Source organism: Lachnospiraceae bacterium, assembly GCA_022794035.1.
In the GTDB taxonomy this organism is placed as follows: domain Bacteria; phylum Bacillota; class Clostridia; order Lachnospirales; family Bianqueaceae; genus CALWPV01.
The window spans coordinates 138,422-155,817 of record JAAWDX010000001.1 but is presented as its reverse complement, the minus strand read 5'-3'; the positions used below and the strand labels follow the sequence as shown (position 1 = coordinate 155,817).

General features: G+C 46.3%; 18 protein-coding genes. 8 read left to right on the top strand and 10 right to left on the bottom strand.

Annotated elements, in window-relative coordinates; genetic code table 11:
* Positions 1-5: 5 nt before the first annotated feature.
* From HFE64_00735 to dnaA, 10 genes are all read right to left on the bottom strand, one after another.
* Positions 6-1,424: an amidophosphoribosyltransferase gene (locus HFE64_00735; GenBank protein ID MCI8632001.1), complete on the bottom strand. Its 1,419-nt coding sequence runs from the start codon at positions 1,422-1,424 to the stop codon at positions 6-8.
* 20 nt (positions 1,425-1,444) lie between these two features.
* Positions 1,445-1,942 carry a 5-(carboxyamino)imidazole ribonucleotide mutase gene (gene purE / locus HFE64_00730; protein MCI8632000.1) on the bottom strand — a complete coding sequence of 166 codons (498 nt, stop codon included), beginning with the start codon at positions 1,940-1,942 and terminating at the stop codon, positions 1,445-1,447.
* Between the two features lie 31 nt (positions 1,943-1,973).
* Positions 1,974-2,846 (bottom strand): KilA-N domain-containing protein, encoded by an 873-nt coding sequence (locus tag HFE64_00725; GenBank protein ID MCI8631999.1) that lies wholly within the window; start codon positions 2,844-2,846, stop codon positions 1,974-1,976.
* 98 nt (positions 2,847-2,944) lie between these two features.
* The gene (locus tag HFE64_00720; GenBank protein MCI8631998.1) at positions 2,945-3,532 is read right to left on the bottom strand and encodes a nitroreductase; all 588 of its coding nucleotides are present in this window, start codon (positions 3,530-3,532) and stop codon (positions 2,945-2,947) included.
* Between the two features lie 18 nt (positions 3,533-3,550).
* Positions 3,551-4,738 carry a methionine adenosyltransferase gene (locus tag HFE64_00715; protein ID MCI8631997.1) on the bottom strand — a complete coding sequence of 396 codons (1,188 nt, stop codon included), beginning with the start codon at positions 4,736-4,738 and terminating at the stop codon, positions 3,551-3,553.
* Positions 4,739-4,815: 77 nt separating this feature from the next.
* Positions 4,816-5,355: a 5'-deoxynucleotidase gene (gene yfbR, locus HFE64_00710; protein ID MCI8631996.1), complete on the bottom strand. Its 540-nt coding sequence runs from the start codon at positions 5,353-5,355 to the stop codon at positions 4,816-4,818.
* 26 nt (positions 5,356-5,381) lie between these two features.
* Positions 5,382-6,461 carry a DNA replication/repair protein RecF gene (gene recF / locus HFE64_00705; protein ID MCI8631995.1) on the bottom strand — a complete coding sequence of 360 codons (1,080 nt, stop codon included), beginning with the start codon at positions 6,459-6,461 and terminating at the stop codon, positions 5,382-5,384.
* 1 nt (position 6,462) lies between these two features.
* A complete protein-coding gene (locus HFE64_00700; protein MCI8631994.1) occupies positions 6,463-6,684 on the bottom strand; it encodes an RNA-binding S4 domain-containing protein in 222 nt (73 codons plus the stop codon).
* Positions 6,685-6,698: 14 nt separating this feature from the next.
* A complete protein-coding gene (locus HFE64_00695; GenBank protein ID MCI8631993.1) occupies positions 6,699-7,805 on the bottom strand; it encodes a DNA polymerase III subunit beta in 1,107 nt (368 codons plus the stop codon).
* 323 nt (positions 7,806-8,128) lie between these two features.
* The gene (dnaA, locus tag HFE64_00690) at positions 8,129-9,481 is read right to left on the bottom strand and encodes a chromosomal replication initiator protein DnaA (GenBank protein MCI8631992.1); all 1,353 of its coding nucleotides are present in this window, start codon (positions 9,479-9,481) and stop codon (positions 8,129-8,131) included.
* A gap of 800 nt (positions 9,482-10,281) precedes the next feature.
* On the opposite strand from dnaA, the gene rpmH reads away from it, so the two are divergent.
* The 8 genes from rpmH to rsmG all read left to right on the top strand — a co-directional run bounded on the left by rpmH (position 10,282) and on the right by rsmG (position 17,359).
* A complete protein-coding gene (gene rpmH, locus HFE64_00685) occupies positions 10,282-10,416 on the top strand; it encodes a 50S ribosomal protein L34 (GenBank protein ID MCI8631991.1) in 135 nt (44 codons plus the stop codon).
* Positions 10,417-10,529: 113 nt separating this feature from the next.
* Entirely contained in the window at positions 10,530-10,865 is a 336-nt protein-coding gene (gene rnpA, locus HFE64_00680; protein MCI8631990.1) for a ribonuclease P protein component, read from the top strand.
* A gap of 1 nt (position 10,866) precedes the next feature.
* On the top strand, positions 10,867-11,076 hold the full coding sequence (yidD, locus tag HFE64_00675; GenBank protein MCI8631989.1) for a membrane protein insertion efficiency factor YidD: 210 nt from the start codon (positions 10,867-10,869) through the stop codon (positions 11,074-11,076).
* A gap of 30 nt (positions 11,077-11,106) precedes the next feature.
* A complete protein-coding gene (locus tag HFE64_00670; GenBank protein ID MCI8631988.1) occupies positions 11,107-12,357 on the top strand; it encodes a YidC/Oxa1 family membrane protein insertase in 1,251 nt (416 codons plus the stop codon).
* A gap of 2 nt (positions 12,358-12,359) precedes the next feature.
* Positions 12,360-13,247 carry a protein jag gene (locus HFE64_00665; GenBank protein ID MCI8631987.1) on the top strand — a complete coding sequence of 296 codons (888 nt, stop codon included), beginning with the start codon at positions 12,360-12,362 and terminating at the stop codon, positions 13,245-13,247.
* A gap of 62 nt (positions 13,248-13,309) precedes the next feature.
* Positions 13,310-14,698: a tRNA uridine-5-carboxymethylaminomethyl(34) synthesis GTPase MnmE gene (gene mnmE, locus HFE64_00660; GenBank protein MCI8631986.1), complete on the top strand. Its 1,389-nt coding sequence runs from the start codon at positions 13,310-13,312 to the stop codon at positions 14,696-14,698.
* Between the two features lie 100 nt (positions 14,699-14,798).
* The gene (mnmG, locus tag HFE64_00655; protein MCI8631985.1) at positions 14,799-16,643 is read left to right on the top strand and encodes a tRNA uridine-5-carboxymethylaminomethyl(34) synthesis enzyme MnmG; all 1,845 of its coding nucleotides are present in this window, start codon (positions 14,799-14,801) and stop codon (positions 16,641-16,643) included.
* The gene (gene rsmG / locus HFE64_00650) at positions 16,640-17,359 is read left to right on the top strand and encodes a 16S rRNA (guanine(527)-N(7))-methyltransferase RsmG (GenBank protein ID MCI8631984.1); all 720 of its coding nucleotides are present in this window, start codon (positions 16,640-16,642) and stop codon (positions 17,357-17,359) included. Before mnmG ends, rsmG begins: the two co-directional genes overlap by 4 nt.
* The last annotated feature ends 37 nt before the right edge of the window (positions 17,360-17,396 follow it).

Sequence of the window (17,396 nt, the reverse complement as noted above, 5' to 3'; positions counted from 1 at the left end):
GCTGCTTATTCCTTTCCGTTCCAGCAATAGGTGCAGAGCTCACATTCGGGAATGCCGATCGATTTGACCAGCATTTCCAGACTGGGGAATTTGAGGCTGGTAAAATGCATTTCCTTGCGGATTTCTTCTACCATATTCTGATATTCCTGTGTGGAGGCATCGGTATAGAGCTTAAAGCGATCCTCGCTTGGGATGCCGCCTTCCAGTTTGACAATGATACGACGGGCAATCAGGTCCATGTCGGATGTGGAACGCGAAAAATTGATATACTTACAGCCAAACATGATCGGCGGACACGCGGGACGCACATGCACCTCTTTGGCGCCGCTCTGATATAAAAAGTCAACGGTTTCTCTGAGCTGCGTACCGCGTACAATCGAATCATCGATAAATAGCAGCTTTTTATCCTGAATCAGTTCATGCACAGGGATGAGCTTCATATGGGCAATCAGATTTCTCACGCTTTGATGCGTGGGCATGAAGCTGCGCGGCCATGTGGGCGTATATTTAATAAACGGACGTTTAAAAGGGACACCCGAACGATTGGCATAGCCAATGGCCGCTGCTAATCCGGAATCAGGGATGCCGCCTACACTGTCAAGCTCTAGATGGTCCTTTTCATCTGCCTCTGCCATAAGGGCTCCGCAGCGATAGCGGGATTCCTCTACATTAACACCCTCATAGGTCGCCGTAGGATATCCATAATAGGTCCACAGGAAGGAGCATACGCGCTTCTTATCCATGGGCGGAATCTTGTTTTCCACACCCTTTTCTGATAAAAAGACGACCTCTCCCGGACCAAGCTCGCGAATGGTTCGATAGCCCAAATTCAGATAGGCATGTGACTCAAAAGAGGCGCATAGGCTTCCATCATCCTTCTGCGCCAAAATAATCGGCGTTCTTCCTACCAGGTCACGACCGCAATAAATTCCGTCCTTCGTCGCCACCATCAGTGACATAGATCCATCAATCCGCGTCTGTGCATAGCGGATCCCTTCTTCAATCGTATCCTTTTGATTGATCAGCGTAGCGACTACCTCGGTGGGATTGATTTCATTTCCGTTCATCTCCAGAAAATGCCCTGCCTGATCAAATAGAAGCTCCTTCACCAGCTCATCCAGATTGTTGACTCGTCCCACTGTTGTGATCGCAAAATGCCCCAAGCTAGAGCGCACCAAAAGAGGCTGAGGCTCTGAATCACTGATACAGCCAATCCCTACATGACCATGCATTCGGTTAGCCGCGTTTTCAAATTTATTTCTAAACTGTGCGTTTTCCAGCTTGTGGATGGAGCGGTCAAATCCACTTTCCGTATAGACCGCCATACCGCCGTTGCGCGTTCCCAGATGTGAATGATAATCAATGCCAAAGTATAAATCCATTGTACAGTCGCCCTTAGAGACGACACCAAATATACCGCCCATAATAAATTCTATTCTCCTGTTTAAATTTCTTCGGCCAGCTGCTGAATCTTTTGATCCTTCACCAGCACTTCTTCTTCCATGGCCTTCTTGCCGGCCTCTAGCTTAGCAGCCAGCGTGTCATCTGAAAGAGCCAGTATCTGCGCTGCTAAATGAGCAGCATTACCAGCCCCATTCACAGCTACCGTCGCTACCGGAATGCCTGTGGGCATCTGTACCGTTGCCAGAAGCGCATCGATGCCGCCAAGACCGGCTGATTGAATGGGAATGCCAATCACTGGAATCGTTGTATGCGCTGCTAAAACACCGGCCAAATGTGCCGCCATGCCGGCAGCCGCAATGATCACGCCAAATCCCTTTTCCTTTGCACTGGCTGCAAACTCACTGGCCTGCACCGGTGTACGGTGCGCGCTCATCACATGCACCTCATAAGGAATCTCATATGTCTTTAATACCTTGACAGCCTTTTGGACAACCGACCAATCGCTATCGCTTCCCATAATCACAGCTACTTTTTTCATTGTGCTTCCTCCGTTTTTCATCATGATTTTTTTATTTTTCTTTATCATCTGTATTTTCAACTAAGCTTTTCTTTAATGCCTCCAATGTTTCTCTATTCCTCCTAAGAATTTCAAGCTGTCTATATGCTTTTTCTCTTAATATCTTTAATCGTTCAATTTGTGGTATCTCCTGCCTTATTAAATCTGCATTGGTATCTTCTAAATTGATAAGAACTACTAATTCTTCTGCCGAAGCAAAATCTCTAATATTAGGCGTCTTTCCTCTTATTCCTTTTTCATTTCTCCATTGAGATGCTGTCTTTCCAAATAAAGCCATATTAAGAACATCTGCTTCTGATGCATATGCATAGCTCATCTCTTTAGGAGATAATGTAGGCGTAATTAAAAATTCTTTTACTGCATCTGTATGAATGCGATAATTTATTTTTGAAAGTTCTCTCTTAACATCCCATCCAATTGCAAGCTTACTTGCCTCATCTTTTTTTAATCTTTGATAATCTTTTATAATATAAAGTTTAAATTCAGGTGAAATCCAAGATGCAAATTCAAAAGCAATATCAGTATGAGCATAGGTACCGCCATATCGTCCCGATTTTGATAGAATTCCTATCGCATCCGTCGATTTTATCCATTGCTGGGGTGTCAACGTGAATGCATTATCTCCTGATTCTGCTTTAAACCTATCGAATTCGATAGGTTTAAAATTTGGATTATGAATTTGTTCCCATAACCCCAAAAACGAAATTGTGGAATGATTCCTCATCCAATTCGCAATTACAATAAAAGCATTGTTTGCATTTTTGTACTTGGCTATATCTGTCAATGAAACATACGCTTCTTCATTAATAACATCGCCCACTACTCTGATTTCTGTTCCATTTGCATTAATTTTCATGTTTCCCATGGTATATCATCCTCTACCTGACTATAAGCAAACACACTTTCATCTTTTCAAATCAAAAAGGCGTTCAAAAATGAAAATATCTTGAAACGCCTCTCTTTTTATTTCTCTAAATTAGGCTGAATAGGTAAAATGATCTCATTCATGCGGCGTTTGGGTACATGAAGACGGCGCTCTTCATCCAGATAATACTGAATAGAATCCCCCTCCTTTTCTTCCCAAACCGGATTTTCCGCCGGGTATCCCAGCGCAATCAGCGAATGAATTCTGCAGGTTTCCGGCACGCCTAAAAGCTTTGTCAGCTGCTCTCTGTCCAAAGACCCGATCCAGCAGCTGCCTAGTCCTTTTTCCACTGCTAAAAGCAGCATATTCTCTATGGCAGCACCCGCATCGGTATCATTTCCGTTTTTCTTCAGCTCCTCATTGATGAGCACTATGATATACGCTGTCGGTCTAAATCCCGGCTTTGGCGCATATCCCTCCAGATATCCCGCCCAGCGGGTACAGGCAAAAACAGGCTCCAGAAGCTGCTTTTGATGCACAATCATATACTGCAGGGGCTGAATATTTGCCGCCTGCGGCGCTAACCTAGCACCCATCACAAGCTCATACAGCATGTTCTTTTCGATGGGCTGCGGAGAAAAACGCCGAATGCTGCGTCTCTTTTCAATTGCTTCTGAAACGTTCATGACAGCCTCCTATCTGATTTATTTTTGCAGATAATCTTTTAATGCACAGACCTTATCCGTCTGCTCCCATTTTACACCCAGTTCTTCACGCCCCATATGTCCATAGGCTGCCAGCTTTTTATAAATAGGCTTTCTAAGATCGAGCTCGCGGATAATCGATGCCGGACGAAGATCAAATACATGCTGAATAGCCTCCGAAATCTTCTCATCCTCATATACGCCGGTGCCAAAGGTATCCACCATCACAGACACGGGTTTGCTCACGCCGATCGCATAGGCCAGCTGCACCTCACATTTTTTAGCAAGGCCGGCAGCCACCACATTTTTGGCCGCATAACGGGCTGCATAGGCAGCGCTCCGGTCCACCTTTGTCGGGTCCTTACCGGAAAAACAGCCGCCGCCATGACGCGCATAGCCGCCGTATGTATCCACAATAATCTTACGGCCGGTAAGGCCGCTGTCTCCCTGCGGTCCTCCAATGATAAAGCGTCCCGTCGGATTGATATAAAACTTGGTCTCATCATCCAGCATCTCTGCAGGAAGCACCTGCAAAATCACATTTTCCATAATTTCTTTGCGCAGCTGCTCCATGGATACTTCGCTGCTGTGCTGAGAGGAAACCACCACAGCTTCAATCCGTTTAGGCTGATCATTCTCAAACTCAATCGTAACCTGCGACTTTCCGTCAGGTCTCAGATAAGGCATCAGCCCTGATTTCCTTACCTCTGTAAGCCGTTTTGCCAGCTTATGAGACAGCGATGCCGTCATCGGCATCAGCTCAGGCGTTTCATCACAGGCATATCCAAACATCATTCCCTGATCTCCTGCGCCAAACAGATCTTCCTCACTGGAGGAACCAGACTTATTCTCCATCGAATGGTCCACGCCCAGCGCAATATCAGGCGACTGCTCATCAATCACTGTCATCACAGCGCAGGTGTTGCAATCAAAACCATATTCTGCATTATTATATCCAATTTCCTCAATCACGCTGCGCGCAATTTTCGGAATATCTACATAGCATTTTGTACTAATTTCGCCCATGATCATCACCATACCGGTAGTGGCAGTTGTTTCACAGGCAACACGTCCCATAGGGTCCTTCGCTAGGATTTCATCCAAAATGGCATCAGAAATCTGGTCACAGATCTTATCCGGATGTCCTTCTGTCACGGACTCAGATGTAAAAAAATGTCGATTATACATCCCAAACCCTTCTTTCCTCAAAATTTGTCACTATCCAACTGAATAAATATAAGGCATAATCCGTGCAAAGTCAACTATTAATTTAGCTCATCCAGCGTCATGGAAAAGCTGGGAATAAACTCCCGCAAAAAGTCCTCTGCACAAGGCATGTTCATATCGTGAATCTTCTGCTGCAGCGTCTGCTTTGCCATGGAAAACTCCATATTTCCGCTCTTTAGCTCCTCCAGACATTTTGTATAGGCCGCAATGGTATCAGCCGCCTTCACATACCGGTATGCCTCCTCCTCCGGCTGGATCAACGGACGGTAGTCATCCCTCAGCTCCTCCGGCAGCAGCGAAATCATCTTTTCCTCCGCCACCTTCTCCACATTTTTATAGGCCTTCTGAATTTCCTTGTTATAATACTTAATCGGCGTCACCAGATCACCGGTAATGACCTCCGCCGTCTCATGAAAAACAGCCAGCGCCATCACATGCTCCGGATCTACTCTGCCGCCGTATCTTTTATTTTCAATCAGTGCCAGACAATGCGCAATCATCGCCACCTGAAGGCTGTGCTCCTGCACATTTTCCTCCCGATTGCTGCGCATGAGCCCCCATCTCTTAATGTGCTTCATGCGGGCAATATATGCAAAAAAATGACTCAACTGATAATTCTCCCCTTCTGCACCTCAAACATCCTTCCGGCCGGCAGCCTCTGAATGCTGTCCTCAATACCCGTACAAGTAATAATCGTCTGATTTTGCTGAATGTACTGTGCCAGATGCAGCTGCCGCTCCCTGTCAAGCTCACTCATCACATCATCCAGCAGCAGTACCGGACTATGACCGATCTCCTGCTTCATCATCTCCAGCTCTGCCAGCTTCATCGAAAGCGCCGTCGTACGCTGCTGCCCCTGCGAGCCATATACGCGCACGTCTGCCTGATCAACATACAGCGCCAAATCATCATGATGCGGCCCGCTTGCCGTCGTACCGTAACGAATGTCGCGCGCCAGATTATTTTCCAGCGTACGCTGGAAGAGGCTCTCGTCTGCCGGCACGGCGTTTTCATACAAAATTTTTAATTTTTCTTCTCCATGCGTAATGCTGTCATGGATAGGGCCAGTAAAGGACTCCAGCTGCTTTACAAACTGCACCCTTCGCTTCATCACCTTTACGCCGTACTGAACCAGCTGTGCATCCCATGCAAACACGGTTTCTTTTTTAGCCGAATTTTTGGATATTTCCTTAAGCAGCTGATTTCTTTGCCGAAGCACCTTGCAGTATTGCTGCAGGTCATGGAGATATACCGGATCCACCTGACAAATCTCCATATCCATAAACTTGCGTCGCTTAGCCGGGCCGTTTTTGATGAGCGAAAGATCCTCTGGAGAAAATACAACCACATGAAAGCAGCCAAATAATTCGTTGATCTTCTGCGCAGGATACCCATTGATGGCTACGGACTTTCTGCCATTTTTGCGCAGGTGAATCTCAATCTGATCCTGCCTGTACTTTTCATACCAGATCTTGATCATCGCCTCATCCTGCTCATACCGGATGCACTCTTTATCGTAAGAGGTGCGGTGTGAACGTCCAGTAGCACAGTAATAAACGGCTTCCAGCAGATTTGTCTTTCCCTGGGCATTTTTTCCATATACGATATTGATATTAGGCGAAAGCTCTACGTCTAACTCCTCGTAGCAGCGAAAGTTTTTTAGCATCAACCGCTTCACATACATATCAGGATTCCGTTTCTGTCTCTATCAGCAGGATCTCGCCGCTGACCTCTACTTTATCGCCCATTTTAATTTTTTTGCGGATTGCTTCTGCTTTCTCTCCGTTCACTCTGACCATGCCGTGTTCGATCAGCTGTCTGGCTTCTCCGCCAGTGGAAACAATATTTTCTAATTTCAGCAATTGGTTAAGCTGAATATAGTCTCCTTTTACCTTGCAGATTTTCATCATATTCTCCCTTCTTAGCTGTGAAGGCGGATCGGAAGAATGAAATATTTATAATCCTCTGATTCCACATCCTGAATGATACAAGGTGTCAGAGAGGAAGACAAATGTATGCAGATCTCTTCTTCTTCGATCGCTTTTAATGCGTCGAGGAAATACCTTGGATTAAAGGCAATCGTCAGTCCTTCTCCTTCTAAGCTCAGTGCAATTTCTTCATAGGCGCTGCTGTTTTCAGCATTGGAGGTAATCACCATTTTATCGCCCTCAATCTGCAGGCGAATCGGACTGTTTTTACTTTCACGGCTGATCAGAGCTGCTCTGTCTACGCTGTCAAGCAGTTCTTTTTTATTGATTGTTACCTTTGATTGGAAATCCATATTTAAGTTGCGCTGATACTGTAAAAAGTCTCCCTCCAGCAATCTCGAAAGGACAATGGTTTCATTCATCTGGAAGATCACGTGTTTTCCGGTGAAGCTTACCGTCATAAGAGAATCTTCTTCGTTTTCCAAAATCTTATGGATTTCATTCAGTGCTTTTCCCGGTACGGTTACTTTAAATTCCTCTGCACAGTTTACCTGTGTGCGGCGCATGGAAATACGAAAACCATCCACGGCAACCAAATATAAATAACCGTCGCGAATATCCATCAGTTCTCCAGTTAGGATGGGTCTGCCGCTATCTTCAGGAGCAATTGAAAAGATTGTATTATGAATCATGTCTTTGAAGGTAGCCTGCGGCAATACAATTTGCTGTTTGGATTCTACTTCAGGAAGTCTCGGAAAATCTTCGCCGGACTGTCCTGCAATGTTAAATTTAGAGCGGGCACATTCAATTGTGATATTGTGATGATCATCTGTTTCAATTTTGATGTCCTCATCAGGAAGACGGCGGATGATCTCAGAAAAAATACGGGCATTGACAGCAATACAGCCCTCTTTTTTTACAACAGCTTCAATGTTTGTCTGAATGCCAAGTTCCAGATCGTTGCCAAGAAGCGTTAGCTGATTTCCTTCCGCATCCAGCAGAATGCATTCAAGAATGGGCAGCGTCGTTTTGGAAGAAACGGCTTTTGATACAATTCCAACACTTTTGAGAAGATCGTTACGATTACAGATAGTTAACATGATAGTCTCCTTTCAGGCTGTGGATATCTCTACAGCGATGCGTTATATATAATATATATAAGTATTTATTAGTAGTTATAGTAGTAGGGGCTGTGAATTTGTGGAAAAGTGGTCTTAGGCCTTTGTAGAAGGGGCTTGACGATGTTGAAAAGTCTGTGGATAAAATGACGGAAATTGTCGAGTTATCCACAAAATCCACATGGGTGGAAAATGATGAAAAGTTATCCACATGAAATCCACAGGTTATCCACTTAAAAAATGGGGTTATGCACTTAAAAATGTGGATAAAAATGAAAATGAATAAAAGATGAATATTTGAATAATTATTCGCCGTTAATTCGTCTTTCCATGTCTTCCAGCGCTCTTCTGAGTTCGTCTCCCTGATTGCCTTTTAAATCATCAACAATTTTGTTGCAGGCATGGATGACAGTGGTATGATCCCGTCCTCCAAAATAGCTGCCGATATTGGAAAGAGGTTCTTCTGTCAGCTTTCGGCTGAGATACATAGCAATTTGTCTTGGATAGGCAATTTCCTTGGGTTTTTTCTTGGAGCGTACATCTTCTGCACGGATATGATACCGCTCGCAGACGATGTCGATGATACGGGGAATCGTGATCATTTTTTGCGCGTCAGCGCCGATATAATCCTTAAGAGCTTCCTGTGCAAGCTCGATATCGATAGAGCGATCGGGGTAAAGCCTGCTGAAGCCGCTTACACGTGTGAGGGCTCCTTCGAGTTCTCGGATGTTAGAAGAGACATTATTGGCTATGTAGCTGAGAACGGAGATGTCGATATCCATATGGTTATACTGTGCTTTTTTCTGCAAAATGGCGACGCGCGTTTCATAATCCGGCGGCTTGATATCGGTGATCATGCCCCATTTAAAGCGTGAACGGATGCGTTCTTCTAAAAGCTGAATTTCTTCCGGAGGGCGGTCACCGGAGATAACGATCTGTTTGTTATCCTGATAAAGGGTATTGAAGGTATGGAAAAATTCATCCTGCGTACCTTCTTTTCCTCCTAGAAACTGGATATCATCGATCAAAAGAACGTCGATCTGGCGGTACTTTTGACGGAATTTTTCGTTGGTATTGCTTCCAATGGCGGTGATCATCTCGTTAGTGAAGGTCTCAGAGGAAACGTACAGAACCCTTTTGGTAGGATCATTGCGCAGGACATGATGACCGATAGACTGCATGAGATGCGTTTTGCCAAGTCCTGAATTTCCCCAGATATAAAGGGGATTGTAGGTATCTCCTGGAGAATCGGCTACAGCAACGGCGGAGGCATAGGCTAGGCGGTTGTTGGTGCCGGATACGAAATCTTCAAATGTGTAGCGAGGATTCAGGCCTGCCTTTTTGGCCAGATCAACTGTGTTTTTTTCTTCAGGAGGGGCGGCTTCCTCTGAGGGGGTATAGGTGCCTTCGTCAATGATCCGAAAGGAAAGGGCGCTGTAGCCGAGTTCCTCGAAGCATTGATGGATCAGGGCGGCATAGCGGCCGGACTTGGAAATAATGTCTTTGGTAGCGGGCTGAGAGGTTTCGAGGATTAACACCTGATTTTCAACAATAACAGGGACTAAATCCTTAAATAAAGCATCGAAGGTAACAGGCTGCAGTTTGGACTGCAGAAGCTCCTTCAGGCTGTTATAAATGAGCGCAGCATCATAGATCATGAGTAGGGTCCTCCTAAGAGAAGTAGTGAAAAGGTGCACAAAGTGGATAACTTTTTTCACATCTGAAAAGCTAGGAAAATAAAGGGATAAACTAAGAATATAAAAAAGTTACTCACAAGGTTATCCACAAAATGTGGATAACTTGATGCTTTTATGGCTTGCTGTCATAAAAGGTGTATATAGGATATCAAAAATCGGCCGATTATTCAAGAGATATACAGAGAAATCAGGTAAAAATTCAAATTGGCATGTGGACAACTTTGTGGATAACTTTTTCCTAAAATGCTAAAAAAAGGGATTGCTGTATAAAAATGGATAATGAGGTGATATTTTGCTGTCTTTTTACAGAAAAGTATTTCATTTTCATAAACTTACGTAATAGTTTTGTAAAAAAACGAGGAATAATGTTGATAGTGTGGATAACTTTGTACACAAATGTTGATAACTAAGATATAGGTAAATAAAGGCTTGAGAAGGGCTATAGAACATACATTTGTCCACAAATTGTGAATAACTCACCCTTTTTTTGTGGATAACTCAAAAGAAAAAGGATCTCAGTTCGGTAAGAGATTTAAAAAAAAGATTGCTTTTTGCTATGAAATGCCTATGGTTTTAATATGTATATAAAGGAGAAAAAAAGAATGAAATGTTCGATTCAGGAGACGTGGCATTTCGTTTTCCTGATTTGTTATTCTTCATTTAATATAAGAAAGTTCTTTTTAGGTGAAAAAAAGCTTGACTTAATGAAATGCGTTAAATATAATGAAAACGGTGCTCTAAAATAAGGAGGTGTAGTCTCTGTGAAAACGACTTTTAAACCGAAAACCAAACAGCGTAAAAGAGAACATGGCTTTAGAAAAAGAATGATGACCGCTAACGGAAGAAAGGTTTTATCCAGAAGAAGAAGAAAAGGCAGAAAAACGCTTTCTGCTTGATCACGACTAAATTTGACAATGAGTTGAATCGGTTTTGTGGCAGCAAAGCCGATTCAATCTTATTTTCTTCCTTATATATAAGGAAGAAAATGCTTTAAAATGAGGGGGAGTGTATGATACAAAGCCTCAAAAATCTACAATTTCGCCGGGTTTACAGCCAAGGAAAATCAAAGGCTGACTACTGCGTCGCGGTATATGTTTTGGAAAATGACCTATTGGTGAGTCGCCTAGGGATCACCGTCAGCAAAAAAATTGGAAATAGCGTCGTGCGAAGCAGAGTGAAAAGAATCATTAAGGAAGCCTGTCGGCTCCATGAAACAGATTTTTTGCCCGGATATGATGTTGTTATTGTTGCCAGAAAAGCAGCTAAAAATAAAAAGAGCACAGATATGGAGATATCTCTGCTTAGACTTGGCAACCAACTAGGATTTTTAAAAGGAAATGGATGAAATGAAAATGATCATGCTGGGGCTGATTACCTTTTATAGAAAGTGTATTTCACCCTTAAAGCCTGCGACCTGCCGCTTCGTTCCCACCTGCTCTGCATATGCTTATGAAGCGATTCAAAAATATGGGGCATGGAAGGGCGGAAAGCTGGCAGTGCGCAGAATCTTAAAATGCCATCCTTTTCATTCGGGCGGCTATGATCCCGTTCCCTAAGAGCCGCCGGCGCAGAGAGGAGCAAAGCCATTGAATTTTGTGATATTGGCAGCGACGAAGAACTGGTTATTAAAACCGTTCGCAATGATTATGAGCTTCATCTTCAACGGCGTATTTTATGTGGTCAACACGCTAACGTCTCATCATGTTTTAGCAATTACCATTATCTTCTTTACATTTATTGCCAGAGCATTGATGATGCCTTTGATGATCAAGCAGCAGCGTTCATCGCGTGCGATGATGCGTCTGCAGCCTAAGGTAGAAAAAATCCAGGCTAAGTACAAAAATAAAAAGGATCCTGAATCCAATCAGAAAATGCAGATGGAGATCAGTGAATTATATAAGAAGAATAAAGCCAATCCTATGAGCGGCTGTCTTCCTCTTTTGATTCAGATGCCGATTCTGTTTGCACTGTTTGAGATTTTAAGAAATGTTCCGTTTTACCTGAATCAGATCGGCGATATCTATAATAGTATGGCCCTGCAGGTACAGGCAGTTCCGGGATATGTCGATATCTTAACCAATAATTTTCAGGCTGTCATAAACAGCCTGAGCGACTTCGATATTCAGACAACGGATTCAGTCATTGATCTGCTTTATCATTTATCCCGAGATCAGTGGGGCGTTTTAAAGGAAGTAACAGGGCTTGTCGGCAATGCGGCATTTGAAAGCAATTACTTGCTGCAGGAGACGTTTAATTCGTTCGGCGGTGGTCCGCTTTTATTTAATCTTTCCGAAGCGCCCGGTTGGACCGGAATTGGTATCATTTTCCCGCTTTTGTCAGGCGGTACTACATTTTTGCAGAGCTGGCTGGCGCAGAGGGCGAATGATAAGCGTCAGAAAATGGCCAGCCCGGATGGCAAGGTGAAGCAGCAGAACTCCATGAAGATGATGACCTATGTTTTTCCGGTTATGACGGCCTTCTTTACGGCTTCGATGCCGCTCGGTCTCGGCCTGTACTGGATTGCCGGCAATCTGTTTGGTATTGTCAGTCAGTTTATTACAGATTCTATGATCGACCGAGAGGAATATCGGGAAGCTCTTAAACGTAGGGAAGAATTGATTGAGAAAAAGAAGCTGAAAGAGGCTTCTAAATCTAAAATCGATAAACTAACCGGTAATCGGATCGGTACCGCTTCCTCCATGAAGAGCAGCATGGCCGGCAATAAGCTTGCGGCAATGCGCCAGCAGCAGGAGGAAAAGGAGAAACAGAAGGCACTTAAGGATACTCCGGCAGAGATGTCTGAGCAGACGGAAAATACAAATCAGGAGGAAAAATAAGAATGAACTCGGTTGTAGTCAGTGCTAAAACACTGGATGAGGCGATTACAAACGCATTATTGCAGCTGGGCGCCTCCAGTGATCAGGTTAATATTGAAGTTTTAGAAGAAGGCAGCAAAGGGTTTATGGGCTTGCTGCGCAAGGATGCTAAGGTGCGCGCTACATTAAAGGAAGGCGAGGAGCCAGTGATTGCGTCTTCTGAGCCGCTAAGCAGCGCCTCTGTGGAGGAGGTACAGGAAGAAACTGCTAAGCAGCCGGTAGAAGCTGTGACCGTAACAGGAGAAAAGGTTGTCATCGATGATACCATCGAGCAGCGCCTGAGAAAGGTCAATTCGGAGAGAGAAACGAAGGCTGCCGGACAGGGCAGAAATGAAAGAGCACAGGACAAGCCAGCCTATGCAGCGCCTGTGTATGAGATTCCTGCCGATGCAGAGGTGGTACAGCAGAAGGTCAAGGACTTTTTGCAGGAAGTGCTGAGCGCCATGGGCATTGAATCCTCTATTACCACTCAGTTTTCTAAAGAAGGAATCCTGGAGGTAGGTATCGAGGGAGAAGGCATGGGTGTGATTATCGGAAAGAGGGGCAGCACACTGGATTCTCTTCAATATCTTGCGACCCTTGTTGTGAATAAAGGAAGAAATGATCACGTGAGAATTAAGCTGGATACAGAGGGCTATCGGGCACGCCGTCAGGAAACGCTCGAAAAATTAGCGATCAATCTGGCTAAAAAGGTAAAGCGGACGGGTCATCGGGTCGTGCTGGAGCCAATGAATCCCTATGAAAGAAGGATCATTCATTCGGTACTGCAGGCGGATCGCAGCGTAGAAACGCACAGCGATGGAGAGGAGCCATACCGTAAGGTGATTATCTCACTTAGAAAGAGACATTAATAAGGAAAAGGATGCTGCGTTATGTGGCATCCTTTTTTGAAGGAAAATGAGGTAGAAACACTGTGAATCAGGAAAGGGAAAAAACAATAGCAGCCATTTCAACGCCAGTGGGAACGGGCGCTATTGCTGTGATTCGGATGACGGGGCCGGATGCCATTGAGATTGCAGACCGGGTTTTTGTATCACCGCGAAAAAAGAAAGCGGCATCCTGCCCTGCGCATAAGGCCCTATATGGATGGGTTCAGACGATAAAAGGAGAACAGCTGGATGAGGTTTTGCTGCTGGTGATGAGGGCGCCGCATACCTTTACCGGAGAGGATACGGTGGAAATCAGCTGTCATGGCGGCATGTATATTTGCCGGCGTATTTTAGAAGCCCTTTTGGAAGCCGGTGCTTCTATGGCGGAGCCGGGCGAATTTTCAAAGCGGGCTTTTTTGCATGGCCGTATGGATCTGACAAAGGCAGAAGCGGTTATGGATATGATAAGTGCACAGACAGCATATTCATTAAAGGCTGCTGTCAATCAGCTGGGCGGAGGGCTTTATAAGAAAATTGAGGCACTGCGTCAAAGCCTTTTGGATATGATCGTAGGCATTGAGGTCAATATTGATTATCCGGAATATGAGGATGTGCCGGAGATCACAGATGAAGCGATACAAAGAGGCTGTCTGGAGATTAATGAAGAGATAAAGGCACTACTTGCGACAGCAGAAAGCGGCCGCATGTTGCGCCAGGGAGTTAAGGTGAGTATTGTGGGCCGGCCTAATGTAGGGAAGAGCAGTCTCCTGAACATGTTGCTGCGCGAGCAGCGCGCGATTGTAACATCGGTTCCGGGCACAACGCGGGATACCTTGGAGGAAAGGCTGGATCTGGCAGGCATTCCGATTTGCATCATGGATACGGCAGGCATTCGCGATACAAAGGATGAGGTGGAAAGGATCGGTGTGGAAAGGGCTCTGCAGTCTTTGGAGCAATGCGATCTGGCGTTTTTTGTGCTGGATGCGGACCGGGAGGTTTTGCCGGAGGAAAGGCAGCTATTTGAAAAGGTGAAGGCGCGGCCGTATTTGATTTTGCTGAATAAGATGGATGCGGGATGGCAGTCTGCTGAGCAGCTGGAGGAGGTTTTTCCCGAGGCCAAGGGAAGGATTTTAGAGGTCTCTGCTAAGCAGGGCAGCGGCGTACAGGCGCTGGCAGCGCGAGTAAAAGAGATGTTTTTTGGCGGAGAGGTGCTGGCGGATGATCGGCCGATGGTGACGAACCTAAGGCAAAAGGAGGCGCTGATCAGAGCCAGAGAGGCGCTGGAGCGGGTGCTGGAGCAGGCAGAGTTTGAACAGGATCTTCTGGTGATTGATATACGGCAGGCCTGTGATTTTTTGGGTGAGGTTTGCGGGCGCAGCACGCAGGAGGATGTGGTGACAGAGATCTTTAGCCGGTTTTGTCTGGGAAAATGATCGGATCAGGCCAGGCAGTTGATTTTGCGGAGGTTAGCTGGTATAATTTCACTACTAAAGCAAGTGAATTGGGCTAGGCAAAATACGAATGGAGAGATATATGTATCAGGAAGAAGCAGTGGATATTGCGGTAATCGGCGGCGGGCATGCGGGCTGCGAGGCAGCGCTGGCAGCTGCCCGGCTTGGTCTGCGGACGATCTTATTTGCTATTTCGCTTGATTCGATAGCAATGATGCCCTGCAATCCCAGCATAGGAGGAACCTCTAAGGGCCATTTAGTGAGGGAAATTGATGCGCTGGGCGGCGAAATGGGGCGCAATATTGATCATACCTATATTCAGTCGAGAATGTTAAATACAGCCAAGGGGCCGGCGGTGCATTCCCTGCGGGCTCAGGCGGATAAATTTCGCTATAAAGAACGGATGAAGCAGGTGCTGGAGAATCAGCAGGGTCTTCAGATCCGTCAAAATGAAGTCGTGCGGATTGATGTGCAGGATGGAAAGGTGAAGGGTGTGGAGACAGCTACAGGAGCCTATTATCCATGCCGCGCAGCGATCATATGCACAGGAACGTATCTGAATGCCAGATGCATTCACGGAGAATATGAAACGCTCACAGGTCCGAATGGGCTTCAGGCGGCCAGAGGCGGACTTACGCAGTGCATGGAGGCACTGGGAATTCCTATGCGGCGCTTTAAAACAGGGACACCTGCGCGTGTGGATGGAAAAACACTGGATTTTGAGCGCATGCAGGTGCAGGAGGGGGATAGCGAGCTAGTGCCTTTTTCCTTTGAAAGCGATCCACAGGCCATTTCCCGGGAGCAAAGGCCCTGCTATTTAACTTATACAAATGAACGGACACATGAGATCATCCGTGCCAATTTGCATCGGTCGCCCTTATACGGCGGCGTGATCCATGGAGTGGGGCCGCGGTATTGTCCTTCTATTGAGGATAAGGTGGTGCGTTTTGCTGATAAGGAGCGGCACCAGCTGTTTTTAGAGCCGGAGGGAGAGGGCACCAACGAGTATTATGTGCAGGGCATGTCTTCTTCCTTGCCGGAGGATGTGCAGCGGGATATGCTGCGTACAATTCCGGGGATGGAGCATGTACAGGTGATGCGCACCGGCTATGCGATTGAATATGACTGCGTCGACCCCTTAGCGCTTAAAAGCACGCTGGAGCTCAAACAGGTAAAAGGCCTTTACAGTGCCGGCCAGTTTAATGGCAGCTCCGGCTATGAAGAAGCAGCGGCGCAGGGGCTTGTAGCAGGCATCAATGCGTCGATGGCTCTGCTGGGAAAAGAAGCGCTTGGCGTAGACAGAAGCAACAGCTATATCGGCGTGCTGATCGACGATCTGGTGACCAAGGGGACGAATGAGCCGTACCGGATGATGACCTCGCGCGCGGAGTATCGTTTGCTCCTGCGGCAGGATAACGCAGATCTGAGGCTTACGCCGGAGGGCTACCGCGTGGGACTGATCTCGGAGGCACGCTATGAGAAATTTCTGGCGAAAAAGGAAGCCATTTCCCGGGAAATTGAGCGCCTGCAGACAACAAAATCAAAAGGGGGGCACGGCCTTTTGGGAGAGCTTTTGAAGCGGCCGGAAAACACATATGCGAGCCTTCAGGAGCTGGATCCGCAGAGACCGGCGCTGCCAAAGGAAGTCGGAGAACAGGCGGCCATCCAGATTAAATATGCGGGATACATCGAGCGGCAGCTGCAGCAGGTAGAAAAATTTAAACGGTTAGAACAGAAAAAGCTTCCTTCAGAACTGGATTATGAAACGATTCAGGGGCTCAGAAAAGAGGCACAGCAGAAGCTAAATGCGGTGAAGCCTCTTTCTATCGGTCAGGCAGAGCGAATTTCCGGGGTGTCCCCGGCAGATATCAGCGTGCTCTTGGTTTATCTGGAGCAGCGAAGACGGGACGGAAAGGAGAGGCGATGAGGCAAATTTTGGAAGACGGCGCCAAAGCAATGGGCGTGAGCCTTTCCCAGCGCCAGCTGGAACAGTTCGAGCGATACTATGAGCTGCTGGTTATGTGGAATGAAAAAATGAATCTGACGGCCATTACGCAGCAAGAGGAGGTGGCGGTCAAGCATTTTTTGGATAGTTTGGCGGGATGGAAGGAGCTTTATTGGGAGCAAAATAAGGCGCCGGCGCTGATCGATGTGGGGACGGGTGCCGGCTTTCCGGGGCTGCCGCTGAAAATTGCGTTTCCGGATGTTCAGCTGACGCTGCTGGATTCACTGCAGAAACGAGTGGGATTTTTGCAGGAGGTGACGGAGCAACTGGGGCTTGCGGGGGTGCGTTGCCTGCACGGCAGAGCGGAAGAAGCGGCGCATGAGGCGTCTCTGCGGGAGCATTTTGATGTGGCCATGGCTCGGGCGGTGGCACCGCTGCCGGTTTTGCTGGAGTACTGCAGCGGATATGTGAGAAGGGGCGGCGCATTTTTGGCCTATAAGGGGCCGGGCATTGAAGCTGAGCTGGCGGAGTCGCAGAGAGCTATGCGGGAATTGCGGCTGCAGTATAAAAAGACACTGAAAGCGACACTTCCCGGAGATGATCTTGACCATTTTGTGGCGGTTTTTGAAAAAATTGGTAATTTAAGCTTGAAATATCCTCGAAAACAAAGTAAAATTAAGAAAGAGAAATTGGTATAATTTACCAATCAAAAAGGAAGAGAAATGAGGGAGCTTA